The sequence below is a fragment of the Dyadobacter sp. BE31 genome (assembly GCF_031457695.1).
In the GTDB taxonomy this organism is placed as follows: domain Bacteria; phylum Bacteroidota; class Bacteroidia; order Cytophagales; family Spirosomataceae; genus Dyadobacter.
This window is the reverse complement of record NZ_JAVDXA010000006.1, coordinates 338,459-362,035: the sequence shown is the minus strand read 5'-3', so window position 1 is coordinate 362,035 and position 23,577 is coordinate 338,459. Positions and strand designations below refer to the sequence as shown.

22 protein-coding genes are annotated in these 23,577 nt (G+C 48.9%); 6 read left to right on the top strand and 16 right to left on the bottom strand.

What is annotated here, in order from left to right:
- Positions 1–39 precede the first annotated feature (39 nt).
- The 4 genes from J2Y43_RS27055 to J2Y43_RS27040 form a co-directional block, all read right to left on the bottom strand.
- Complete coding sequence (locus tag J2Y43_RS27055) at positions 40–681, bottom strand: hypothetical protein (protein WP_309989495.1); 642 nt, start codon at positions 679–681, stop codon at positions 40–42.
- 63 nt (positions 682–744) lie between these two features.
- Positions 745–3,081: a TonB-dependent receptor domain-containing protein gene (locus J2Y43_RS27050; protein WP_309989498.1), complete on the bottom strand. Its 2,337-nt coding sequence runs from the start codon at positions 3,079–3,081 to the stop codon at positions 745–747.
- The gene (locus J2Y43_RS27045; RefSeq protein WP_309989501.1) at positions 3,078–4,028 is read right to left on the bottom strand and encodes a DUF4249 family protein; all 951 of its coding nucleotides are present in this window, start codon (positions 4,026–4,028) and stop codon (positions 3,078–3,080) included. Before J2Y43_RS27045 ends, J2Y43_RS27050 begins: the two co-directional genes overlap by 4 nt.
- A 113-nt stretch (positions 4,029–4,141) precedes the next feature.
- On the bottom strand, positions 4,142–5,212 hold the full coding sequence (locus tag J2Y43_RS27040) for a hypothetical protein (RefSeq protein WP_309989504.1): 1,071 nt from the start codon (positions 5,210–5,212) through the stop codon (positions 4,142–4,144).
- 160 nt (positions 5,213–5,372) lie between these two features.
- Between J2Y43_RS27040 and J2Y43_RS27035 the strand changes: the two genes are divergently transcribed.
- Positions 5,373–5,993 (top strand): cyclic nucleotide-binding domain-containing protein, encoded by a 621-nt coding sequence (locus J2Y43_RS27035; protein WP_309989507.1) that lies wholly within the window; start codon positions 5,373–5,375, stop codon positions 5,991–5,993.
- 321 nt (positions 5,994–6,314) lie between these two features.
- Entirely contained in the window at positions 6,315–6,920 is a 606-nt protein-coding gene (locus tag J2Y43_RS27030) for a hypothetical protein (RefSeq protein WP_309989509.1), read from the top strand.
- A 114-nt stretch (positions 6,921–7,034) separates the two neighbouring features.
- On the opposite strand, the gene J2Y43_RS27025 is transcribed toward J2Y43_RS27030, so the two are convergent.
- Complete coding sequence (locus J2Y43_RS27025; protein ID WP_309989512.1) at positions 7,035–7,331, bottom strand: YciI family protein; 297 nt, start codon at positions 7,329–7,331, stop codon at positions 7,035–7,037.
- A 140-nt stretch (positions 7,332–7,471) separates the two neighbouring features.
- Between J2Y43_RS27025 and J2Y43_RS27020 the strand changes: the two genes are divergently transcribed.
- Positions 7,472–7,867, top strand: a complete 396-nt coding sequence (locus J2Y43_RS27020; RefSeq protein ID WP_309989515.1) for a hypothetical protein — start codon at positions 7,472–7,474, stop codon at positions 7,865–7,867.
- Here J2Y43_RS27020 and J2Y43_RS27015 read toward each other — a convergent pair.
- The 4 genes from J2Y43_RS27015 to J2Y43_RS27000 form a co-directional block, all read right to left on the bottom strand.
- A complete protein-coding gene (locus J2Y43_RS27015) occupies positions 7,864–8,091 on the bottom strand; it encodes a hypothetical protein (protein ID WP_090148206.1) in 228 nt (75 codons plus the stop codon). The genes J2Y43_RS27020 and J2Y43_RS27015 overlap by 4 nt on opposite strands.
- Positions 8,092–8,171: 80 nt before the next feature.
- A complete protein-coding gene (locus J2Y43_RS27010) occupies positions 8,172–8,993 on the bottom strand; it encodes an outer membrane beta-barrel protein (protein WP_309989519.1) in 822 nt (273 codons plus the stop codon).
- A gap of 10 nt (positions 8,994–9,003) precedes the next feature.
- Positions 9,004–9,720 carry a hypothetical protein gene (locus J2Y43_RS27005; protein ID WP_309989522.1) on the bottom strand — a complete coding sequence of 239 codons (717 nt, stop codon included), beginning with the start codon at positions 9,718–9,720 and terminating at the stop codon, positions 9,004–9,006.
- A 78-nt stretch (positions 9,721–9,798) separates the two neighbouring features.
- Entirely contained in the window at positions 9,799–10,968 is a 1,170-nt protein-coding gene (locus J2Y43_RS27000; RefSeq protein ID WP_309989525.1) for a prolyl oligopeptidase family serine peptidase, read from the bottom strand.
- A 190-nt stretch (positions 10,969–11,158) separates the two neighbouring features.
- Here J2Y43_RS27000 and J2Y43_RS26995 point away from each other — a divergent pair, with 190 nt between their 5' ends.
- The 3 genes from J2Y43_RS26995 to J2Y43_RS26985 all read left to right on the top strand — a co-directional run bounded on the left by J2Y43_RS26995 (position 11,159) and on the right by J2Y43_RS26985 (position 13,774).
- Positions 11,159–11,497, top strand: coding sequence for a hypothetical protein (locus J2Y43_RS26995; protein ID WP_309989527.1), 339 nt, complete (start codon positions 11,159–11,161; stop codon positions 11,495–11,497).
- Between the two features lie 100 nt (positions 11,498–11,597).
- Positions 11,598–12,131 carry a sigma-70 family RNA polymerase sigma factor gene (locus J2Y43_RS26990; RefSeq protein ID WP_309989530.1) on the top strand — a complete coding sequence of 178 codons (534 nt, stop codon included), beginning with the start codon at positions 11,598–11,600 and terminating at the stop codon, positions 12,129–12,131.
- Positions 12,131–13,774, top strand: a complete 1,644-nt coding sequence (locus J2Y43_RS26985; protein WP_309989532.1) for a hypothetical protein — start codon at positions 12,131–12,133, stop codon at positions 13,772–13,774. The genes J2Y43_RS26990 and J2Y43_RS26985 overlap by 1 nt, the downstream gene beginning before the upstream one ends.
- 87 nt (positions 13,775–13,861) lie before the next feature.
- Here J2Y43_RS26985 and J2Y43_RS26980 read toward each other — a convergent pair whose 3' ends face one another.
- The 7 genes from J2Y43_RS26980 to J2Y43_RS26950 form a co-directional block, all read right to left on the bottom strand.
- The gene (locus tag J2Y43_RS26980; RefSeq protein ID WP_309989535.1) at positions 13,862–16,072 is read right to left on the bottom strand and encodes a TonB-dependent receptor domain-containing protein; all 2,211 of its coding nucleotides are present in this window, start codon (positions 16,070–16,072) and stop codon (positions 13,862–13,864) included.
- A 63-nt stretch (positions 16,073–16,135) separates the two neighbouring features.
- Positions 16,136–17,278 (bottom strand): DUF3179 domain-containing (seleno)protein, encoded by a 1,143-nt coding sequence (locus tag J2Y43_RS26975; RefSeq protein ID WP_309989540.1) that lies wholly within the window; start codon positions 17,276–17,278, stop codon positions 16,136–16,138.
- 154 nt (positions 17,279–17,432) lie between these two features.
- Complete coding sequence (locus J2Y43_RS26970; protein WP_309989543.1) at positions 17,433–18,659, bottom strand: MFS transporter; 1,227 nt, start codon at positions 18,657–18,659, stop codon at positions 17,433–17,435.
- A 6-nt stretch (positions 18,660–18,665) separates the two neighbouring features.
- A complete protein-coding gene (locus J2Y43_RS26965) occupies positions 18,666–21,443 on the bottom strand; it encodes a TonB-dependent receptor (RefSeq protein WP_309989546.1) in 2,778 nt (925 codons plus the stop codon).
- A 35-nt stretch (positions 21,444–21,478) separates the two neighbouring features.
- Positions 21,479–22,054, bottom strand: coding sequence for a carboxymuconolactone decarboxylase family protein (locus tag J2Y43_RS26960; RefSeq protein WP_309989548.1), 576 nt, complete (start codon positions 22,052–22,054; stop codon positions 21,479–21,481).
- A 229-nt stretch (positions 22,055–22,283) separates the two neighbouring features.
- Positions 22,284–22,850, bottom strand: coding sequence for a carboxymuconolactone decarboxylase (locus tag J2Y43_RS26955; RefSeq protein ID WP_309989551.1), 567 nt, complete (start codon positions 22,848–22,850; stop codon positions 22,284–22,286).
- A gap of 151 nt (positions 22,851–23,001) precedes the next feature.
- Positions 23,002–23,559 (bottom strand): hypothetical protein, encoded by a 558-nt coding sequence (locus tag J2Y43_RS26950; RefSeq protein WP_309989554.1) that lies wholly within the window; start codon positions 23,557–23,559, stop codon positions 23,002–23,004.
- Between the last annotated feature and the right edge of the window lie 18 nt (positions 23,560–23,577).

Below are 23,577 nucleotides of genomic sequence, written 5' to 3'. Positions count from 1 at the left end.
CATACGTTTAACAAACAGCTCAGTACGGCGTTTAAGCAACTAATTGATACATATTGATACGCCTAGTCTATACTTGAGGAGTTCATTTGCATCGGTGAGCTTGGAATTGTTATCAAAACGCGTATTAAATAGAGCCTCTAAGCCAATACTTCGGCTAAGCCGTAAGTTCAATCCAAACGCGCCGGATAGGGCAAAGTTTTGAGAATTGACGGTCGTGTGCATACCATCGGTGTCCTCCTTTCCCCATTGGAAATTATAGCCGGAGGAGAGTTGCAAAAATGGCTTTAGTTTGAACCTAAGAAGGTAATAGCGGGAATAGATTTCAGGGAGCGCAGAATATAGTTGATATTCAGGTAACACGTAAGTACCTGGTACTCCCGACTTATTCCGTTGGTACCGTTTCCCCATTGAAAATTGTAATCCAACTACCAGACGATCCGCTACAAGGTAGCCGATCTGGGGGCTAAGCGACCAAGTCCTTGTCAATTGTTGTATATCATTAGCCGCAGATGCCGAGGCATTTAACGTCGCAACGATGTGCCCTTTTTTCAGTCCCACAGAAGAAGTATTCTCCGAACTACTGGTTGGCTCACTCAATGCTGAATTTTCTTGTGCATGCGTATGGCTAATTGACGCAAGGATAAAAAGCCAGATAATAACGTTGTCCCGTATTTGTTTCATAGAAATATCGTCTGAGATGAACAGTAAAAAGAGCAAATTTCTTCCAACTTGCTACAAACGCAGCTAAAATCTCAAAGTGTAGCTTATATAAGGCAGTATTGGGAGAAAAGAAACCTGCTTGATGGAAATTCCTGTCGGCTTGAAATCACTATTACTACGCTGAATTTTAAGGTCAAGGTATAAAGGATTTTTTCTGTTATAAACATTGTATAGCCCAATCCCAAGATCAGCATTGCGTTTGCGGGCAGTTGTTAAAGATTTGACAGCACCAATATCCAGTCTATGGAAACTCGGCATCCTTCCGTTATTCCGATGGTCGTATATAAATTTGGGGTCAGAATTATTTTCCGTAAGTGTGGCGGCCACAGGTAATGTGACAGCATGTCCTGTTTGATAAACAAACGCGCTATTGATAACCCATTTATTTCCAATCGCATAGCCGGCGGTAATCGAAACGTTGTGCCGCCTGTCATACTTCATTGGAAACCAGGTGTTATCATTTATGCCTGTAAACTTTCGCTCAGATTTGGACAAGGTGTAAGAAAGCGACCCCTTAAACTTACCGATGTTTTTGGCGACCATAAATTCCAATCCTTTTCCCCTACCTATCCCATTTTTAATAACAATTGAATCCCAGGAATCGGCCAACAAACCGGTGAAATTGGTGCCATCGGGATAGTCAATCAGATTTTTCTGCCTTTTAGCGTATGCTTCGACTGATAGTTCCCAGCCTGAGTCTGGAAAAATTTTATACAATCCCAGTGATAATTGCCCAGCCCTCGAAGGCACTACCTTGTCCGTAGAAGGAACCCATGCATCATAACCAAATCCGAAGCCGTTGTTGGTCAGTTGGTGCAAATATTGATTCATCACCGAGAAACCCGCTTTCAGTTTCCAGTTGTTTGAAAGGGAATAGCTTAATCCGAGTCGTGGTTCCGGATTATAGAATGTACGGCCGCTTACTTTATAAATACTATAACGTAACCCGGGATTAAGCCGGATGCCCGAAATTACAGCGATATCCCCGTCAACATATAAATCTAACTGATACGCGGGAAGCCGACCTTCTTTGGAGTTATCGAACAACCCGTTGTAGTTGCTTTTCGTTACAAACGGGCTAAATGAATGTCGTGTGCCGTCGATGCCAAACTTCAAGCCCAGCCAATTCACCGGAAAATAGTCAAACTGGATTTTGGCCCCCCAATCGCTTACACCAGCGTTGGTATACCTATAAAAATTTACAGGTTGTTCATTTATATTTTTGTCTTGGAAGTCATTCGTAAATTCGCTGGTGTACTTCGAATACAGAACAGCAAATCTTGCGAAAAGTTTTTGAGAGAATACTTTGCTGTACCGGAGTGTCGCCGTCGTATTTCCCCAATTATTCCCGATGGCTGTTTCCGTTTCTTTACCATTACCGCTGGCACTCCACTCGGTATATTTGAATCGATCAAAGCCATTGTAAAAACTAATATACATTTGATCCGTTTTATTGATCTGGTAATTGAACTTCGCATTTAGGTCATAAAAGCGATACACACGCTCCTCTCCTGTGCCAGAGCTGCGCTTCTTACGTAAACTGAATAGTGAAGTAAGCCCTAATGTCGAAACGCGACCTGATATGATAAAGGATGCCTTATTTTTAATGAGAGGCCCTTCCAGCGTAAGTTTTTGGTTTAGCAGTCCTATCCCGACTTCCCCACCGAATTTCTGATTGTTCCCATCTTTCATCGTAAGATCGATAACAGAGGCAAGCCTGCCCCCGTACCTGGCTGGGAATGCACCTTTGTACAGATCTACTGATTTTAACGAAGTTGGGTTGAATACTGAGAAAAACCCACCTAAATGCATGACATTGTATACAGGTACTTCATCCAGAAGAATCAAGTTTTGATCCGGCGTTCCACCGCGAATGTATAATCCTGCACTTCCCTCTGTACCAGTGGAAACACCAGGGGTATAGCTTAAAGCTTTTAGAACATCCACTTCACCAAGTAGTGCCGGCAACGCTTTAATTCTGTGAATGGGAATTGACAAACTCCCAATAGGTGCACTAAAAAGCTTATTTTCCCTAATGCTTATCTCATTGAGATTATTTTGCTGATGCAACTTTACTTCCAAAGGAAAACCAAGATCGCCAATGCTGGTTATTTGAGTTGGCAAATAACCCACATAGCTTACTTTAAGATGATGACCCGAAGAAGGAACTTCAATGCTAAAGAAGCCATATGCATTAGTTTGCACTCCCGTTCCCGCAATGCTATCGCTAACAGAAGCTCCGATGAGCAATTCGCCGCTTGTAGCATCACGAACCGTTCCACTTACAGTAATTTTTTGTGCAAAAGCCTGTCCAATGGAAGTAAACAGCAAAATGAAAATATATTTAAACGGCTGGTTCATAGTAGCTCTATGGTTTTTTCGCTGGACGCAAAAATAAGTCCATAGCCATTTTTGACATTGGTTAGTGCCCGCTGCGGAGGAAGAACCAAGTGATCTACACCTTCCGGTTGCTTGTTTTCTATTTTCGCATATTCAAAGTATTCTTTGGAAACTACGCCAATACGCGCAGTCACTTTTAAGGCCCGCTCAGTATAATTGTAGCCAGTTGCCGTTTCAACGTAAAATTTCAGTGGGATCGCCGGTACTGGCAAGCATTGACTGGACATCAAGAAGACGCGACTTTGTGGAAAAAGATATGCTTTTATAACCGCATTGTATTTTGGCTTCTCAGGTTCCGTTCCCCAAGTATGGCAATCTTCTTCGTTGGCGGGTATATTATCTGCCGAAGCATAGGGGTAGCTGGAAAGTGTATCGCTTTTGTAGTAACTCATCAACTTTATGCTAAGATACTTATCAGACATCGCATCTTCATTTGCAAGATATAGCGTAACCAAATCTTGTGGAGTTTGATGGTTCATTTGAGGAACAACATCATGTGTTCGAATTGCAGTCACCTCAGATATTTCGGCGGGCACAGTCACAACAGCCGACTCCGCCGTAGGTAACGAAGGTGCTGACACCCGGACGAAGTAGCTGGCACCCGCCTGAATCACGCTATCGGATGTATAGAACCCAGGCTCCTTGCCAGAATGCGAAAGTGTCAGGTATGTTTTTCCGTTTTTAAACACCACAACGGTGGCATTATTCACTGTAACATCGTTTGGAATATTTCCAACCGGATTAAAAGTCTTCGTGACTTGCAATTTGAATGAGGAATTTGCCTGAAGTTTCCCCCACAGAACAAGTTTGTCGCCCGAGTATGGAACATTCATTTCCAAATCTTGTTCTTTACAGCCGACTAAGAATGTTAGTGAGAGAAAAAGAAAGCGCCTAATGTTCATGGTCATATATATGCTTAAAGCCAAACCATGTATACACAAATAGCATTTACACGGCTTGGCTATCTTAATTTAAATCTGCATAGTTCGTTGAATGAGTATGCAAATTATAAAAACCCGGGTCATTCTGGATAAAAATCCACATTATACAATTTTGAAGGTGTAACTTGGCAATACATGTTAGCACGGCAATCGGAGAGCCAGGATAGCCCTGCCGGTCCGTAAACTTCGACAACGAACATACTGATCTCCTCCACATTGTTCCCACTTCTTGATCCAGAAAAAGGAGATCTTGAAATAAAGCCTGCCTCATTTTTCTCGTAAGTGCCTGATGTTGTGAAACTGAGATGATCTGCCGCAGTACCGCTCCATCCAATCAAATTTTTCTTTTTATAGCTTACTTTAACAACGAGAGAGCTATAAAAAGGAGCTAGATGACGCTTAAACTCGCCAATAATCCGGCGATTCCCATCGGTATTTTGGTAATCTTGTACCCTGGCATTCCCCAGCTGTTCATTTATAACTTTGCTGTATTTCACCCCTGCCATGTTATAATTAGCCAGGAATTCTTTCAAAATATCGTAGTCTTGACCAATTTTTATTGCGCTTGCCGTTTCAGCCCCAATATGATAGGCTGTATCAGACACTATTATGTATCCTTTTGCATTCAAAATTGCTGCCAGTCTTGGATCATCTACGATCTTCTCCAAGATCTTATTTTCGCCGCTCCCTCTGAATATTGCAAGGTCAGAAAGCTCGCCAAACTCACCAGTTTCAGCGATTTTATCATATTGTGCTGTGGTTATGGCATTTTGCCGTTTCAGTAATGATGTAAAACCAGACCCGGTATACCAGTTAACCATATCCTTTTGATTCGCAATTTCCCTAATCACGCTATTCAGATGAGTTTTGGAGGAGAATTTGAGTACTCCGTCCACAAGCTCAACATCATTTATCGAGCCCGCTCGCTCGACATCAGGTGACGGGCTAATTTTACCTTCTTTGTCACCACAGGACAGGAAGAATACACCTCCGACTAATAAAAGCAACAATTTCTTCATACTTTTACCTTGGTTTAAATTGTGAAAAATAGTTTGAACTGCTTTTGAACTCACCCTCCGACCGCAAAATCCTGGGTGAGTTTTTTTTGAATTGGTAGAGACACTCTTAAAATTATATTCGAAGAAATTCATTTTACGAGCTCAAAGAATTATTCAATGAATAGGCCTTTCTATTTACATTTGGCGTAAAATTATTCTTTCATTTTTTATTAAACTATTGCGAATTCGCAAGAAATGGACTAGTTTGTAACCAATGATTACTTTTTAGCTACCAGAAATTGTTGGATACTGCATGGAATTAATAATCCAATTGATAAAATCTCACCTTGACGTCAGTGAGGATGCCCTGTCTGAGATAGCCAAACGGATTGTCAAAAGAAAATTGCCACGAAAAGCCCAAATCTTGGCTCCGAATGATCGACAACAAACACTTATTTTTTTGGTGAAAGGCGTAACTAGAAACTTTTATAGAATGGAAACAAAGGAATGGACAAGCCGATTCTCCCAAGCTGGTGATTTGGTATTATCTATTGATAGTTTTCTTTTCGACGAACCATCAAAGGAATATATAGAGTGCTGTACACCGATAGAATTTTGGGAGATTTCAAAAGACGATTACCATGAGCTTTTAGCTAAATATGCTGAACTTCACGTATTGGTCGGTAAGCTGTCGTATTGCAATTTGCGGTTAAGCACTACTAGGATGTATAATTGGAAAATGTTGACCTCAGTCGAACGGTATGAGCAATTTTGCAAGGAAAAGCCAAGCCTTATAAAGACTGTACAGGGACAGCACATTGCTAGTTATTTGGGGATTAGTGCGTTTGATCTATCAAGAATAAGACGCCGGTTTTCACAAATAAAAGTATCCACTTTTATTTTCCACCTAGTCGACTTCCTAGATATCTGGTGAATTGAATTTGCACCTACGATTTTTTTTTAAATTACCGCGGAACCGCCCTCGAGAGCATCGGCATGATGATCATGTTACTGCGGCTGACGAAGTCATTGAGATCTTCCAGGCTTACCGCGAGCTTATACTAGTAGGAGCTGCTGGCGATCAGCACGCCGGCATCAAGGAGTTGGTAAATCACCTCTGTCTGAAAGTAATGCAGCGAAACTTCCTTCGGTGTTTGCTTGGATATGTTCTTTTTGATGTTAGGCTATACATTGGGCAAATGTTCTAACTTACACTTTCGGGAAACAAAGTCCACCCTAACTAGGCATCTGTCAAATGGGCATACAACAAATTGGGACAACATTCAGACAGCAACGACAATTGCTTCCGCTTTTGATGCTGACAGCGTATTGCATCAGCGCCATTGTTTCAGCCGTTCGCGGATCGGTTGTTCTGGCAGGTAATACCTATTATTTTGAATTGACTACAAAACACTACATCGCATTTGGCGCGATCGGGCTGAATTTCTTAACCTACTTTCTCTTCCGTCCATTTTACAAATACACTTTAGGGTTAACCATTACCATCGGACTTTTTAACCTCATGACTTTCCCTGCTTTGGAAACGACGCAAAGTTTTGCATTTAGCAAGTTGAAAGTGAGTTTCCAGCCGTCGGCATTTTTAGCGGGACTGCTTGCCTACATTATCAATTTTAAGAGAGTAAACGAGTTTGTTATCGATAACTTGACGAATAAGCCAACACCGGAGGAACAAGGCAAAATAGAGATCGCCAGATTTCAAGAAAGCGTCGGAAAATTCAAAGAAAAGTATGGCAGCTACTCCATAGAAATGCTGAGGGAAATTGTAATTGAAAAAAAGTTTGTCCCGGAAGCGCTTGAAGCGGCAAAACAGTTACTCAGAGAACGGCAGTCCAATGATTAACTAAAAAATACAGGCGGAAGAAACGAGGCCGCCATTCTCGCTGACGTATCCATCAAAAGACTAGGGAGTGAATGGCTTTTTTTCAGCCAGCAAATTATCAACTGAACAGTCCTCTCACACTTTCCGCACCGCCCCAATCCGCATAGGCGCCAGTTCGTAGGTGCAGATTCCCTCCGCAATGACGGGGTCTTTCTCTGCAAGTTCATGGGCCTCCTCTTCCGAAGACACCTCTATAATGGCCATTCCAAAAGCACCTTTCGGGTCGAGGACGGGGCCGAACAAGAGGGAAGAGCCGGCGTCGGTGAGCATGGTCCAGTAGTCGATGTGCTGCAACATGATCGTCCGCTCGGTTTCGGACATGTCGAGATGGTAGGTCGGCCGCGGAGGAATGAGTCGGAAGAAAAAATACATAACAGAATGGATAAGGTGGTTCGGTAAAGTTACTTTCCTCCCTAAAACTACTCAAAAACCTCCGTTCACTAACTGTTTCTTGCCATTACGCGTCGGGTACCGCAATTTCGTGAGTCTTTACACTATCCAAGAAACAGGAAATGCTCACACTTTACACGATCGCTTCGCTGGCTTTTGCAACGGTTACACTTGTCGGCGGCGGCAAATGGATGCTCGTACGCGAAAACAGAAGGTTGAAACGTGTGCTGAAAACAGGCCGTGAATATGAAGCGCTCATCCTCAACGCGCAGCCTATCAGACCTTCCATCTTCAATACAGAAAACATCCGGTTAAAAGTGCAGATATTGGCGGAGAGGCCACTCGTCGTGGAGTTTGATTACGACGCTTCCTATCCCGAATGGCGCGAACTGGTGACGGGGAAGGTCATCAGGGTGGATGTAGACCCGGCCGATCCGCATAATGTCCTGATTATCCGCAAATCTGCGCGGCCATCGAAACCGTCTTCTACCAGCAGCGGCGCATTGCTGGCCTTTTAAAGGATAACCATAATATCCGGATTGGGCCGGTCTTTTTTATCGAGGTATTCCCAGGACACGATATCTTCTTCCGGATAAATATTGCCTGTATCCTCGGGCCCTTCGTCTCCAATAGCTTCAATAAATGCCTTCGAAGCCTTTTTATAAGTCCCTTCGCGGGGAACGCCGTTCATATCGGTAAACAGAACCAGCGACTGGTCTTCGGGGAGTTTCCTGTCTTTCATTACGCTATTTTTTATTGATAAAAGAAGGCATTTCTACCTTCTTTTACCTATTTACCCGCAAATTTTATGCCTGAGGCCGGTTAATGACCAAATGCCAGGCCGAGCGTCAGTTCCAGCCTCGCCAGACTCTCGTACTCGCCTTTGCCCAGCTGCACAGTTTCTTTCCGCCCGCCGCTGTTCACAGTTACCCTTGAAATGGTCCCGCTCAATACCGAAAAATTCAGGTACAATTTCGAGGCATCGCTCATCCTCATCCCGTATCCTACTTCCAGCCCTACGCCCACAGTTCCACCGGTAATGCTCACCAGCGCGCCGCTGCTATTTACCTGGTCCTTGTACGACTGGTAACCCATATTCGCGCCTATGTACACTTCGCTTCCCGACCGCAGAACCAGCCTGTTCAGTCCGGATACCGCGAAATAGTTGAGATTGACCTTGTCCCGAAAACTGACATCTTTGAACTGATAGTGGTTGTAACTGTACTTCGCCCCCAAGCCGAACGGCTCCGAAATGAAGTAATGAATGTCCCCGCCAAGGGTATACCCCGACTTCATTTTCTTCAAATAGCTCATCGTGCCCGAAGGTACCTGATCGCTGATCCGCGCGACGCGACGGGAATAGCCCCCCTGAAAACGGTATAGCCAGCGACTATACGTCCGCTTTGGAACGATTGCAACGGGCTCATGATAAAAATTAGTTCGCTTATCCGCTATGTCGCTGATCGACATGAGCGTCTTGGCCGGCACCCCGAATTTATTGTAAGTAAAATACACGAAATCACCCTGCTCACGCGTGATTTTGCATCGGATCGAATCGCCGGACGTGGTTACAATCAGGTCCTGCGCATGTGCAGTCACAGTCCCGATCAGGCAGATCAGGAATGTAAAAAGGAAGTTCTTCATTGGATGAGGCTTATTTACGTTTTTTCCCCATGTATTCGGCTTTGCCTGTCCGGTGGTCGACCAGGTCGAGGGTCGGGCGGCCTACGACCACGCCCATTCCCACCCCACAGCGGAGATAATAGGTTCGACCTTTCTTGATATCGATGGGTATGGAGGCTTTTGACTCCGTTTTAGCCCAAAGTTCCTTCGCCCCCTCCGTCCGGATTTCTATTTTCTGGCGGAATTTGTTCGTAACCCGGCATATGACCGAATCTCCAAGGCTCAGGTTATAGCTAACCAGCGCCCCGGCTCCTCCATTACGATAAACGTAGAGAATGGCATGATCGATCAGCGAATCGGCTTCGGCCTCCACCTGTTTCAACGCTGCGATCTGATCCGGGCTCACCCGCAGAACCCCCGCCGTAATGCGGTGGCAGGAGCTCATAAAATCCGGGGTCTTGTGTTCAATGACCCGCACAGCATTACCACCCGATTTCCGGGCTTCTTCCTTGGCCTTTTCGAGCACAACAGTGTAGCTGCAATTGGTTGTCATGCCGGCATCGCCGACCTTCACAGTACCCAGCACTTCTGCGAGGCCTATACCGGCCGAGTCCATGGGAAGCACCCAAACCTCCTCATCGTAATTAAGCGGCTGGTATTTTTGAGAGACATTCGTCCGGATTTTGGGGGCACACCCGGCCATGAGCAACAACGCGAACAGCGAAGCGATCGTAAATTTTTGAAACATAAATACTGATAGGAAACAGAGGTAAATAGTGATGTCCGGTTACTTAGAGCCAAATCTAATTTAAACCGTTGCACTTTCTCAAAACTTCCTGGCAAACCGGATAAAATTCCCCCAGTCGTAAACCGTCATATCATGCTCGCCTTCACGGTTGTGATAACCAAAATGCGACCCGATAACCGGCTTGTCGATTCCCGGCGGGTCTTTGGGTAATCCTGATTGGATCTTGTACAATGCATATACCGGCTCGGCAGCCTTCAACGCGAGAAACGTTCCTTTGGGGTCGGCCCAGAGGTCTTTGGACGCATTCGTCGCGTACACGGGCCGGGGCGCGATGAGCGCGATGAGCATGTGCTGGTCTACCGGCAGGGCATTCTCTTTGTCATTATATTTCTTGTAATTGTTGCTAAACCAATGCGGAAAAGTGGTGTTGATACGGCTGATCCGCTCACCGAATTGCCGCCGTGCCAAAGCGGCCCCGGTATTGCCCGAGCAATTGGTCACACAAGCCGCAAAGCGCTGGTCCTGCGCAGCCGCCCACAATGATGTTTTACCCCCCCGTGAATGCCCTACTACAATTACCTTTTTAGCGTCGATATCCCTGTCCGTCTCAAAATAATCCATCACACGGCTGGCACCCCAGGCCCAGGCACCGATGGCCTTCATCCCGTTATCCTTTCTCAATTGTTCGGGATAGAGCTTTTGCAGAACGCCGGTCATGTAGGTGTCTTTGTTATCCGGCGCAAGGTCGCTCACGTGAAATGCCGCGATCGCGAAACCGCTGTCTATCAACATTTCGGCCGGCCAGAATTCGCTCTTTTTCGCTCTCGTCGGGTCGGTATTCTCCTTTCCGCGGTTGTTGATCAGCAAAAACACGGGTACCGGCTTCTTCGCCTGTGTCGGAATAAAAAGCACCACGTTGATTTGTACCGAATTGCCTTTTCTGAAAACGGTGATTCCCACTTGTTTCAAAACCGCCTTACCGGCCATATCCGCGCCGTCGTCTTCCGTCAGCGCGTAGCGGATGCTGTCGTAGTCTGTGGGCATTTGCCCGTAAACATGGTCTTCAAATAATTTCAGGACTTCCGGCCTCCTCAGCTTCTCCCATTTTTCTTCATTCCGGATTGTTTTCCCCGACGCGGTTTTCAGCACATCCGGTAAGGTGTAATGTGGCACTTTCGCTTCGTCGTAATTCTGAGAAAAAACCGGATAACCGGCCAGCAGGATAATGAAAAGGGCTATTCGCTTCATGTGAATTAGTTGGGTATCCATTTCAAAATAAAACGCGCAAATAGCTGGTATTTACTGACAAAGCCCATGTTAATCCAATCTCCCCGATATTTTTTTCAAAAGAGACCCAACCTTCCTCTCTTCCTCCGCAGTTTATTTTATTGACAGGTGGCCACCTGATTTATTTCTAAATTTTTAAACACTGATGGTCATGAGAACAGAAAAATGGCTGGTATTATGCGTCGCATTGCTGCTGATCCAGCTGGTCGCCTGCGAACGGGGGAAAATGGAAGAAAATGCTCCGGTGCCGGTTTCGGCGAGGACACGTGCAGATAGTGCCTGGCAGGACAGTATTGCTTGGGACAGCATACGAAAAGACAGTATTCGAAAAGACTCGATCTGGAAAGACAGCATCCCACACGACACGCTTTATCCCGATACCCTCGGTCGCGACAGTACAGTCGCCGACAGCACTTTCGCCGACACACTCGGACGCCGGAACCAGGCCGCTCCTTCCGGAGCATTGGCACGGCTCAAAACTGTCCATTGAAAGTAATTATGGAAATTTAAGAGAACTTACGTTTTACGTCTCATTGAAATAACCCAGCCTGGCCGGCCTGCATTATGCCGGTCAGGCATTTCAATACGATTTGGATCCATTAAACGAGATATTGGCAGGTTGCAGGCGACGGGAGCGCCAGAGTCAGGAAAAATTGTACCGGCAATTTTACCCAGTCCTGTTTGCGCTTTGCAAGAACTTTTTTGAGGACAAACACGACATCGTCACGGCGATCAACAATGGAATGCTGAAAGTGTTCACGCACATCGACCAGTACGACGCGGCCAAAGGCGGGTTTTTCAGTTGGATGTATACCACCGTTCGCAATGCCGCACTCACCATGCTCCGCGATCGGAAAACGCAGGCATTCGACTACGTGGAAATCGAGGATAAAATGGGGTTTGTCTCGCAGGACAACCCTTTTGAACAGTTGTCGGGAACTGATATTCATGTATACCTCATGCAACTGCCGGTGGCCACACGCCGCATTTGCAGCTTGTATTATATGGATGGTTTTTCGGTGAAAGAAATAGCCGGTTCCCTGGCAATCAGCGAAGGAACCGTCAAATGGCATTTAAGCGAGAGCAGGAACAGGTTGAAAGTCATTTTTGAAAACCCTCTGTGATGAAAAGGATAGACAAACATATCGACAAGTTTCTCCGCGACCCGTTGCCGGAGCCCGAAATTCGGGCGGACGACGCGTGGACAAGCATGAGCGATATGCTGGACGCCATAGCAAACGACGAAGCGAACAGGGTAAAAGCACCTGCACATTTCTGGAAATCCATTGGAAAGCTCAGAGGGCTGCTCATAGCGATTTCTGCGGTAGTTACTGTTTCGGCAGTAATTGCATTGGTTGTTTTGAATGCAGAAACAAAAACCCAAAAATCAACTGAAAGTCAATCCATTAAATCATCCATTGAGGACTCCGCTGCGGTTAAGACAAAACTGGAAAGAAATATTTCAAAGTCTGAGACGGAACAAGTTGACATTGCAGCATCTAGCCCGTCCGAAAAACATCCGCCTGCAACTCCTTCACCGGAAATTACCTCATCAAAAACTACCAGCGCACGAAGTAGCGCTGGCGCCGCAAGTCAGGTAATTTCAGACGTTTCAACCGGCAAACCGGCCATTTCAAAGTCCGGGCGCATTGAAAACAAAAGCAGTCATTTACTGAGCCATCCGGCAGGCTCTTCCCGCATACATACAGGCACCACCAGCGCTACGCGCCCGCAAGAGACGCGTGTATCGGCAGGCGCACACGAGAAGGAGCATAACGCATTGCCCGGTCGCACTACCATCGAAAGCGGAAATAAACCTGGCGCATTCTCAGGCCGTGTTACCCGAGAAAGCGAAAATGACACGTTTCCTGATCGTGTTACCCGGCAAAATAATGCTGCCTCTCAGGCAAACAGCTCGAAGTCCGGACAGGCGCCGCAAGAAACGGTCCCATCTTTTAGCTATGAAAAAAATACCCCTGCGGTCCCTGCACAAATGTCGCTCAACAACCTGGCCCCTCTCGCGGGCCATTTCAAAAGTATGGATAGCGATTTGAGCAAGCTGGTTCAAAAGCCGGCATTACCCAATGCACCGCAACCACCCGCCCAATCCCGCAATCCGGTGTGGAAGGACATCCATTTCGGGCCGGAATGGAACATCACTCGGTCTTTCGTCGCGCCCAATTACATGTTCACGGGTGCCGACAGCACAAAGCATCCCTTGCGACTGGCGATCCCGGGTGTATTTGTTTCCAAAAGCTGGAACAGGCATACCGCAACGTTCATCTTTAATCCGCTGCATTCCTATTTCGGCGACAAGGAACGCGTGGCTCAACGCGTAGATACGATTCCCTCTGCGGATTCAACACTTCGACAAGTCAAGCGTAATACCAACTTCATCAAAGCATTCGGACTGAATTTTTCCCTTCAATACCAATACCATGTGGTTCGTGGGCTTTCGCTGGTGGGCGGACTTTCGTATGCCCGGTACTCGTCGGCATTGCTCCGAAAGGAAACTGACTACACCAATGGTACAATCGTCGACGAGGCGTATTTGACGGCCAGAGGCCAGGGCGCATTGAAATCCTACATGAACCCGCAGCAATGGAACATCCGCGCCGGGATATTATTCTATTCGCGCGGGATACTGAACAATCGATTGCAGGTTGCCTGGATGACCATTATCCCGGTATCGAATCTATCGCTCACCGGGTTTAAAAAGGTTAACTCTCCCAATATTCAATTGTCGTTGAGGTTTTTGGTCAAGTAGGCCCTGGCCGCAGAGCGGCTTCCTGCTTACAGGCAAAAACCTGGGATAGCGCGAACGTTGACGTTCGTGCTATCCCTATCTGCATAATTAAATCCTGATCCCGAACGAAATGCCGATGCTGCGGCCGTCCGAGCTCCACACACCCGCTCCGGGGTACATCGTGGGGCGTTTGGTGAAGTATTGCTTGTCGGTAATATTGTTCACGCCGACACGCAGCTTGTAATGCTGCCCCAGGAAAAGCGTAGCATTCAGGTCGAGCAGCCCGTACCCTGGCACTTCGCCGATCGTACCATTGGCCGAAGGCTCCACGGTATTGAGCGGGTTGGCGAAATTGGAACTTACGTAGCTGTATTGGGCTGTTACCGAAAGCTTTTTGTATTGGAATTGAATACCATTGCGCGAAATCCAGGTTGGAACGCCCTCTACCCGGTTGCCAGCGACACTCTTGTTTTCGCCATTCGATACCGCCGTTCCCCGCACATACTGAGCGTCGAAATAGGAAGTAGAGGTAAAAAACGACAATTCGGTCTGCGGCTCGCTACCATTTTGGCGCTTGAATGCCGTGTATTCGAGGTATGCTTCCACACCCCGGGTCCTGCTGTCGCCGGTGGTGGTCCGGTACAGGTATGCATTGCCGTTGGCATCCTTCATCGAAACGGTACCCATCCGGTTGTTGATCATTACCTGGAACAGCCCGATATCGTATTTCAGCACATCTTTGATATTTCCGCTAATGCCCGCTTCCAGGTTGTAGCCCGTCGCATCTTTCAGGTTTTTATCAACCTGCTCCAAAACGGATCCGGGGATAATGTCCTTGAAAACAACCGGACGGTAAGCCTGCGAAAAACCTGCATAGGCACGGCTGTTTTCTCCTATTTTATACTGTGAGCTGATTCCCAGCAGCGGAAAACTGTGTTTGATGGTATTCGGCAGGTTTTGCGGGTCATAATAGGTGATTTTGCCGGTCATGTCGGTGCCGCCCTTCTCCACGCGGATACCCGGCGAGAAGCTAAGTCGCGGAGTAATGAATATGAGGTTCTCCACAAACAATGCGATATTGTCGGTCGTGAGGTACATGTCGCGGCCAAACTGCGGGTCGGTGAGTGTGAGATCAAAATCGCTGCCGGTCGTGCCCTTGCCCAGCTGGCGGCGACGGAGTTTGTTATGCATGTACTGAACCCCGCCGGCAACCACATTGCGGAAACCCAGGAAATCGTACTGGTGCACCAGGCGCAGTTCGGAAGTGAAGCTTTTGAAATTGTCGATATCCACCTGACGGGCGCGGTAGGCATTGGTCACGCGGCTGATGGTATCGGGTACGTTCGCAAATGCATCGAACATGACGCTGTTGCGTGCGCCATATACGCCCGAGGTTGTCAGTTTCAGCTGCGTTTGCGGGTTAATTTTCCAATCCATCACGATCGACGGCACATAAATATCCGGGTTGAAATAGTTACGCGAGCGGGTGGATTGGCGCGGATCTTCTTTGAACATTGCGTCTGTGAGCGGTCCGGGAATCTGGTACACATATTCCGAACGGCCCAGCTCCGCCTTGATGCGGAACGCTTTGCTGATTTCGTACATCAGGCTCACATATTGCGACTGTGCATCGGACTTCGCGTTCTTACGGTAACCATCCGAATGGCGCTTCTGGTAATAGGCCGAATAAGTGAGCTTGCCCACCTTGCCGCCAATGGCATTATAGGAACTGAACAGCCCGAATGAGCCGGCCGAGTTAATGGTTTCGAATGTAAATGCTTTGGTAGTATCCGGCCCTTTGGTGACGTAGTTGATCATCCCGCCAAACTGCGCGCCATATTGCAATGAGGACGTTCCCCTCACTATTTCCACCCGCTGGATGGACTCCATGGCGGGGCTGTAATGGCTCGCGGGGTAACCGTACATATCGGAGTTGGTGATGATGCCGTTTTGCCGGATGTTGTATTCCCAGGATCGGTGCGGGTCGAGGCCGCGGGTGGAAATGTTGACCTGGTTACCGCTGCCGTCCATGTCGTACACAAACACGCCCGGGATTTTGGCAAAAATCTGCCGGCCGGTCTTTTCGGCGATATTCCCATTCACGCCATCGACCTGGATCACCTCGCTCTTTTTGCCAGCGGTGATGTAAGTGTTATGGACATCCGGGAGACGCTCGGTGTGAATGGTATTCTTGCGCTCGCCTACGGTGACTTCTTTGAGGTCTAAAACTTTTTCGTAGTCCTTCTTTTTGTCGGTTTGCGCGTGAGCGGCTTGAAGAAGAATGCAGAGGATGAGGGTGGTTGAGTAAAGTTTTTTCATTAGCGTTTGTATTGTAATAATGCCATGGCAGCGGCCGACCGTGAAGGCACTAATGGACACGAATCAATACTGTTCGGTACCGGGATGGAAAGTGCGCCAGCTGTGCCAGAATTCCTGGTAAGCGTTGATGCGTTTCAGGTCGTTACCGGTGCCGCTGAGGCGTTTGCCGAGAAGGTTATGGGTACTTGTTTTGGTAAAAATGGTGTCGTTTCTTAATGTGAATGGTTCATTGATTCCTTTGTCAAATGCGAAAAAGCTCTTGTTGTCGGCGCTGATTACTAGTGCTACCGGCACATTACCGACCTGGGTATTGACGATGCGCTCTTTTTGGAGGCGGTTCCAGTCGAAAGCTTTGGCCGCGCCGCCCGCCTGAATGCCTACTACCCACGATTTGTCTTTCCAGGATAACGTGTCGGTTTTAGTCAGTGCGGATTTACCGCGGCCGGATTCGTAGCGGCTCATGGAGTCGTATTTGGCCTGGTACACCGGATCGGGCTGCATGACCTTGCTGTCCGGGTGGAGTTTCAGCCATTGGCTGAGTGAAGTTTGGGTGCTGGCAAGTTCGGGAAGCATTTTGCCTTTCAGCGGACCGGCAATCGCTTCGCCGTTGGCTTGCCGCCACCAGCTGCCGGTTTCACTGTCTTCAAACATCGCATTGAAATGATCCATCCCAACCAACCGGAACACCTCCGGCTTGCCGTCTACCGTCGGCTCAAAAACGCGTCCGGTACGGCATACCGTGCAATAAGTGACCATAATGGGCTTCCCGCCGAGTACATCGCGCACCTGGTGGTGGTAACCGATATATTGAATCGGATAGGCTTTCGCTTCCCCATTGGCCTCCACGCCGATCACCAGCCGGTCCATAGCTACTTTATTGGTAGCGGCATTGTGCTGGATTACCTGTGAAGGCTGGTAAAACATCGTATCCGCAGCCATTTCGAAGTTGGTCGCATAAATAATACCTGCCGCAAGCAGCACCAAAATGGCTGGCAGCCATTTTCTTTTAGCAGAAAACACGGCGACCCCGCCGGCTACGATCATCGTCCAAAACAATATCCGCAACGGCCAGCGCCAGGTATGCAGGAAGTATGCGGCATCGATGCTGTTCATCCGCTGGCTGCCCGGCATAGGCATGATAAAATACACCTTCGCTATTTCATAAAGGATAATGCCAACAATACCTAAATAGAAAAACTTCTTCATATATAAAACCCCAAACAATAGTCAGATCACAAAAAGGTGCAGAGCACCGAAAGATTTGTAGGTGCAGAGCACCGAAAGATTGAAGAAATGGGTTCGCCAGGCGGCGAACCCGTTTGCCTAATATATTAACCTATGATAATACGCATAATCCAGCTCATTTGCTTCTGAAGGTGACCAACAAGGCAACCAGGAAAGGCAGCGAGAACACGAGTAATGCATTCCCGAAACCTCCAAGCACCGCCACCAGAGAGCCGATGAAAAACACCGCCGTCGCGGTAAAGAACCGGCCGACGTTAAAACAAAAACCTGTGGCCGTGCCACGCACCGCAAATGGGAACAGCTCGGGAATGTAGCTCGACAATGCCCCCTGACTGATACCGAAACAGAATGCAAGCATGGCCGTTTCGATGTAAATGATATTGGAAAAGGTGCGGTTGGTGATAAACAGCACGCCGCACATCACCACGCAAGTCGCGAACGTGGCCAGCAAGGTGTTTTTCTTGCCAAAACGGTTCATCAGTATCCCCGAAAACACACCGCCTGTAATGCCGCCCATTCCGAGCAGGATCATGAGCAGCCCCCGCTCCTTCTGGCCATCCTGCCCGCTCGCGAGCAACGACTGCGCCCACGTAGGAAGCCAGGAGAATATCCCCCAAAGGCCGATCAGTACAGCACCGAAAATCAATGAGCCACGGATCACATTCGGCAGGTTTTGAGCATCAAAAATCGACTCCCTGACTTCCTGACCACTTCTGACTTCCCTGACACCCTTCCACCGATCCGATTCCGGCAAGAGCAGAAAGATCAGCACTGCCGCGGCGACAGGAATGAACCCGATGCCAAATGCAGTACGCCAGTTTGAAAACAATAAATTAAGACTGCCCGTAGTAACAATCCCGATGGGAAAGCAAACCGCCAGCACGCCCAGGATTACGGCACGGCTGCGGTCTTCCCATATTTCGGAGATATAAACCGTGGTGATCAGCAGCACACCGCCAACGCCCATTCCGGCGGTGAAACGGATGGCTAGCAATGAATACCAGTCGGGAACAATGGTAACCAGGCAGGTCGAAATGCCATAAAGCGCGGTAACGAGCGTGAGAGACTTCTTCCGGCCGATACGGTCGCTTACCACGCCAAACAGCAGCCCTCCGCACATCCAGCCGTACAGGTAAACCGCATTCACATAAGCACCTATTTCGCCCAACTCCGCTTCGCTCACCGCCGAACCTTTCAGCTCCGGAATGGCCACCGGCAAGTACACCGACATCAGCGTCGATACCGTGCCGCTCAGCGCATACGCAACGACGCACAGCATGAATGCAAGCCATTTCTGACTGACGCTGATCGGTTCCACACGTTGTATTTCCAAAGTTTCCATAGTCCGTTAGCGGAATAGTTCGTCGAAGTTCAGACTTACATAATACAGCCCGCCCACAGCCGGTGAGCCGTAAGCCTGCACGATGTATTTATTGGTGATATTGGAACCACCCAGTTTCACCACCGTTTTCAGGCTGGGAATGCGGTAGCTCACCTGCGCATCGAGCAAATTGTAGGCGTTCACGCGGCCCGGGCGCATTTCCGTGAATGTACCGTACCAATCAAAAGCCTCCTGCCAGTGCCAGGCCACGTTGAAACCAATGCGGTCGGTCAATTTCGCATTGCCGAACATCACATTGGTTTTCCATTTGGGGGTATTGAATGCAGGAATGTTGTTCGGATCGGCCTCGCCCATGTTGAAATCGATCCAGGTCGCATTAGCCGATACCTTATAGTTTTTAGGAAGAGAGTAAGTTAAACCCGCGCTTACACCCTGGATCGACACTTTATCTTTGGCATTGGTATACAACTGATACAATTGTCGCCCGGCACCCAGTAGCTCCATGGCAGCCATCTGATTCACCGAACCATCGGCAGAAAGGATGTCCGACGGAGCAGCCGCCACTACGGTGTTGATAATGAAGTCGGTGTATTGGCTGTAATAGTAGTTAACATCGAGCAGCAATTGCTTAGCGATCAAACCCTTGTAACCCACCTCGTAACTTTTCACCTTTTCGGATTTGATATAAGGCACATTCGATTTCACCAGCTTGCTTTTATTGTTGGCTACTGCTTGCGGGAACGGGACACCCTTTGCCATATCCGCGCCAAATGCCGAGGCAAATTGCGAGAACGAAGCGATCGTCACCGAGTTCGAATAGGCATTCATTCCCTCTGAATTCACCGGCGCACCGCCGAGGATGATGATCGGGCCGACGTTCAGCTTGATATACTGATCGCCAATAGTCGGGTTACGGAAGCCCGTCTGGTAGGATGCGCGGAAATGGTGGTTTTCCGTTGGCGAGAAAACGGCGGATGCGCGCGGCGTGAACCGTCCGTCGAAGTTCTCATTCTTATCATAACGGCCCGAAACGGTCAGTTTCAAGCGGTCTTTCCAAAGTGATCTAGATGCCTGTGCGAACACGCCATACTCCTCATTAGTAAGGTTTTTGTCCTTGTCATCGAAAAGCGTCCCGCCCGTGTTGAGGAAATACTTCCGGTAGTTACCGCCGACCTGCAAATTGATCACTTTCAGCAGCGAACTGAAATCGTACATCCCTTCTATGTGGTTCAGGCTGCATTGGCTGAGAATGCCGGCGCCGGCCAATCCGCGCGTCTTGATAAGACGATCTTTGGCGGAATCGAAAGCTTCCGACCCCGGAACGACACGTCCCTCGTCGGCGAATGCACGTGCAGCAGTGTGGTTTTGCTGCGTCACACCGGTAATTGCCCCGGTGTAGGCAGCGGCATACCTTGCAAACCAGGTCGAATCGGCCTTATTCGGCGCCACGGTGTTGCCCGCCAGGTCCTTCACCCACGTGCGATTGATCTGCTGGCCCAATGCCCGGGTATTATACGAATTGGTCGAATACTCGTGGTTCGTATAGGCACGCACGTAGAAATTACTTCCGCGGAGTTCGAGGCGGTGCTGCACAAACTTGAAGTCATTGATCACAAAGCGGTTCGAGCCCGTGTACTGCGCCGTACCCTGGTTGAAATTACCCTGGTAAATCGCTTCCAGCTTGTCGGTAATGCGGTAATGCAATGCGCCGCTCAGTTTCAGGCTGTAAACACCATAGGTAGCGAGGTCTTTTTCCTCATAACCCGTACGCGACACACGGCCGATATTCGGCAATGTCTGCGCCACCTCGTCGCCGTAAATGTTCAATGCATTGCGGCCTGGGTTGTTCGGTCCGCGGTTTTCAGGATTGGTGTTTGGGTCAATGTCGGTGTAATCGTTGGCATACCAGTCGGTGCCTTTGAGGTACGATGCATTGACTTTGAATGCGAGTTTGTTGTTGAAGGCTTTCGCGTATCGGATGGCCAGGTCGTAAAGCGGTTTTGCGCCGAGGCCGGTACCATCGCCGATGTGGTTGATGCCGAACTTGGTCTGCGCGCTCAGTCCCTGGTACTCAAATGGATTTTTGGTGCGTGTATTGAGCATTCCGTTGAATGCGATCGGGCCGTACAATGCGGAGGCCGCGCCGGGTATCAATTCCGCACTTTCGACGTCGATATCGTGCGGACCGAATAGGTTACCCATCGCGAAACCCAGGCCGGAAGGCTGGTTATCCACGCCGTCCACGAGCTGCAAAAAGCGGCTGTTGCCCGTCGTGTTGAACCCGCGGGTGTTGATTTGTTTGTATGTCAGACTACTCGTTACCATATCGAGCGATTTCAGGTTGACCAAACCATCGTAGAAATTAGCGGAAGGCGTCTGCTGAATAGCGCGGGAATCCATTTTCTCGATGCTCACCGGCGACCGCAAAATGCTCTCCTCCACCCGTGAGGCCGTTACCACCACCTGATTCAGCTCTTCGATGGCCGGTACCAGGTTTACCCGCAGCCCCTCCGAAGAAGCCACTTCTTTCTCCTGTCGTCCATAGCCTACGAGCGAGATGATCAGCGTCGTCGGTATATTGGTTTTTAGTTCAAAATAGCCTTCCGCATTGGTAATGGTACCGGTATTTCTGCCCTTGACAGACACCGACACCCCCGAAAGCGGTTTCTGGGAATCGTTGTCAAAAATATGTCCCGATACTTTCGTTGCCTGCGCCAGCGCGCCGGGCGTCGCTGCGAAACACAGGTTCATGAGGAGGTAGAGGATGGGTAAAAGTCTCTTCATAGGTTAGGTTTGAATAGAGGTCCGATTTAAATAGGTCAGGAAGGTTGGGATTGCTTTTTCAAATGATCATAGCCGTTCGGTAACCGGTTGTAACCGTGGTCCACTAAACGTTGGCCCAGGCCGGTGTAAAATTGCGGGTCGGCCGGCGCGACGGTCGCCATACCATCGACATAGCGATTGTAGAGACAAAAGAGCCCTGCGATCAGCACCGTGTCGTGGATTTCCGTATCCGTAGCGCCCTGCGCCCTGGCATTCGCAACCGATTCGGCCGTTACTGCTTTGCCGCTCACCTGCACCTGCTTCGCGATTTTCAGCAATGCTTTCATTTTTTCGGACACCGGCGTAGCGTCGATATCCTGCTTCATGATCTCGCAGGTTTCGGTTTCTCCCAGCAGCAAGTCGGCCGCTGCGGTGTGCGCAGCGGTACAAAACCGGCATTCATTGTTATGCGACACGATGGTCGCGATCAGTTCGCGCTCCGCGGGCGACAGCGAATTCTCGCCCCGCAAAATGAATTGTGTCAGCTGGCGTATAGGCTCAGCCGTTACGCGGCTGTATTCCAGCAAGCCGGTAATCCCGGGCAAGTGCTCCGGTAAAGGAATATGTGGCATGATACGTTGCTGCTTTTTGTGTTAACGATATGGTGCTTTTTTGTCAGGAGTGGTCAGGAGGTGGTCATGAGTTGTTAAAGCACTAGCTCTTGATGACTACACTTAGCTACACCTGACTACACTTGACAATAAATGACAACACCTGACTACACTTGACCACACCTGACAACACCAGACAATAAGTAACTACACCCGGCTACACCTGACCACAAATGACTCCCCATGGCCACTACACCTCGACAACGTCCGCTTTGACCGGAAAGCGCACATATCCCGTAAACGCCATGCGTTGCCCCATTTCGCGGTACGCTTCGTTCTCTTGGGGCGCCCAGGTACCGAGGCCGTCCACATAGCGGTTGAACATGCAGAACGCCGCGGCGATCAGCACCGTATCGTGGATCTCCTTATCACCGGCGCCTTCCGCACGGGCTGCTGCGATATCCTCGTCGGTTACGGCCTTGCCGCTTTTCTGCACTTTGGCAGCGATGTTCAGCAATGCACGCAGTTTGGGCGAAATGTCGATCTGCTGAAAGCCGTTTTTGATGTCGTCGATCAGGCTCAGATCATAGCCAAGGTGCGCCATTGCCGCCGAACCATGCGAGGTATGGCAGAAATGGGTGTCGTTGAGCAGCGACACGTAAGAAGCAATCAGTTCGCGTTCGCCGCTTGTGAGGGGCGATTCGCCACGCAAGAGCGTTTCCGCCAGCAATTGCAGCGGGCCAGCCGTTTCGGGCCGGAAGTTGAAGAGTCCGACAATGCCGGGCAGCGATTCATCGGGTAGAGCAATATGCGCCATCGGGAAGTAAGATTTCTGGTTAGTAAATCGGTCTTTCCTCCTGCATACGGGCGTTCAAGTGTGCAACCTGCATACCTGCACGCATCGTACAGACGCGCGTAACGTACACACATGAACGTTCCACATTTTCAGGAAGAATAAAGAAGATGTACTAAGCCAGATCTGGCGGCGGGGATGGAATGGAGTAATATTTTTCAGGCAGAATAGATCTGGCGGGAAATTGCGGGGCCAAATGTTTCGATGGCTCCCATTCCAGCACATAAAACACATGCTGGCGACCGGCGGTCATATATTCTTTGAGGAAATTCTTTAAAATACTCGAATGCGCGTCGCTCTGCGAACCGGTTGCATGGCCTGTCACCTGGTCGTTGATCTTCGACGCGAGATCCGAAAAGCGGGCGCGGGCACCCTGGTCGAACTCGCAATGCACGTACAGTGTGTCGTTGATCAGCTGCTGGCTTTTCATTTGGTAGAACTGCCCCTCGTGCTCGATCTGCCCCTGAATGGGCTCCGGCGCGTCCCAGTTGGCCTGGTAAGGCACCGCCACCGGCACTTTGATCACAATATCCGCAGAACCTGCCGCCTGCTCCACAAAGCCCTTCCCAGCCGAGCTGATGGTATATCGCTCCTCCGACAGATAGACTATCGAATAGCCCACCATGTTGTAAAGCAGCAGCCCCAGCAGCAATATGGAAATGATCCTGCGCAATGTTGAAATATTGAAATT

What these genes read in the sequence shown, in the direction of transcription:
- J2Y43_RS27055 (WP_309989495.1), bottom strand. Translation starts at nt 681, where the DNA reads ATGAAACAAATACGGGACAACGTTATTATCTGGCTTTTTATCCTTGCG.
- J2Y43_RS27050 (WP_309989498.1), bottom strand. Translation starts at nt 3,081, where the DNA reads ATGAACCAGCCGTTTAAATATATTTTCATTTTGCTGTTTACTTCCATT.
- J2Y43_RS27045 (WP_309989501.1), bottom strand. Translation starts at nt 4,028, where the DNA reads ATGACCATGAACATTAGGCGCTTTCTTTTTCTCTCACTAACATTCTTA.
- J2Y43_RS27040 (WP_309989504.1), bottom strand. Translation starts at nt 5,212, where the DNA reads ATGAATTTCTTCGAATATAATTTTAAGAGTGTCTCTACCAATTCAAAA.
- J2Y43_RS27035 (WP_309989507.1), top strand. Translation starts at nt 5,373, where the DNA reads ATGGAATTAATAATCCAATTGATAAAATCTCACCTTGACGTCAGTGAG.
- J2Y43_RS27030 (WP_309989509.1), top strand. Translation starts at nt 6,315, where the DNA reads ATGGGCATACAACAAATTGGGACAACATTCAGACAGCAACGACAATTG.
- J2Y43_RS27025 (WP_309989512.1), bottom strand. Translation starts at nt 7,331, where the DNA reads ATGTATTTTTTCTTCCGACTCATTCCTCCGCGGCCGACCTACCATCTC.
- J2Y43_RS27020 (WP_309989515.1), top strand. Translation starts at nt 7,472, where the DNA reads ATGCTCACACTTTACACGATCGCTTCGCTGGCTTTTGCAACGGTTACA.
- J2Y43_RS27015 (WP_090148206.1), bottom strand. Translation starts at nt 8,091, where the DNA reads ATGAAAGACAGGAAACTCCCCGAAGACCAGTCGCTGGTTCTGTTTACC.
- J2Y43_RS27010 (WP_309989519.1), bottom strand. Translation starts at nt 8,993, where the DNA reads ATGAAGAACTTCCTTTTTACATTCCTGATCTGCCTGATCGGGACTGTG.
- J2Y43_RS27005 (WP_309989522.1), bottom strand. Translation starts at nt 9,720, where the DNA reads ATGTTTCAAAAATTTACGATCGCTTCGCTGTTCGCGTTGTTGCTCATG.
- J2Y43_RS27000 (WP_309989525.1), bottom strand. Translation starts at nt 10,968, where the DNA reads ATGAAGCGAATAGCCCTTTTCATTATCCTGCTGGCCGGTTATCCGGTT.
- J2Y43_RS26995 (WP_309989527.1), top strand. Translation starts at nt 11,159, where the DNA reads ATGAGAACAGAAAAATGGCTGGTATTATGCGTCGCATTGCTGCTGATC.
- J2Y43_RS26985 (WP_309989532.1), top strand. Translation starts at nt 12,131, where the DNA reads ATGAAAAGGATAGACAAACATATCGACAAGTTTCTCCGCGACCCGTTG.
- J2Y43_RS26980 (WP_309989535.1), bottom strand. Translation starts at nt 16,072, where the DNA reads ATGAAAAAACTTTACTCAACCACCCTCATCCTCTGCATTCTTCTTCAA.
- J2Y43_RS26975 (WP_309989540.1), bottom strand. Translation starts at nt 17,278, where the DNA reads ATGAAGAAGTTTTTCTATTTAGGTATTGTTGGCATTATCCTTTATGAA.
- J2Y43_RS26970 (WP_309989543.1), bottom strand. Translation starts at nt 18,659, where the DNA reads ATGGAAACTTTGGAAATACAACGTGTGGAACCGATCAGCGTCAGTCAG.
- J2Y43_RS26965 (WP_309989546.1), bottom strand. Translation starts at nt 21,443, where the DNA reads ATGAAGAGACTTTTACCCATCCTCTACCTCCTCATGAACCTGTGTTTC.
- J2Y43_RS26960 (WP_309989548.1), bottom strand. Translation starts at nt 22,054, where the DNA reads ATGCCACATATTCCTTTACCGGAGCACTTGCCCGGGATTACCGGCTTG.
- J2Y43_RS26955 (WP_309989551.1), bottom strand. Translation starts at nt 22,850, where the DNA reads ATGGCGCATATTGCTCTACCCGATGAATCGCTGCCCGGCATTGTCGGA.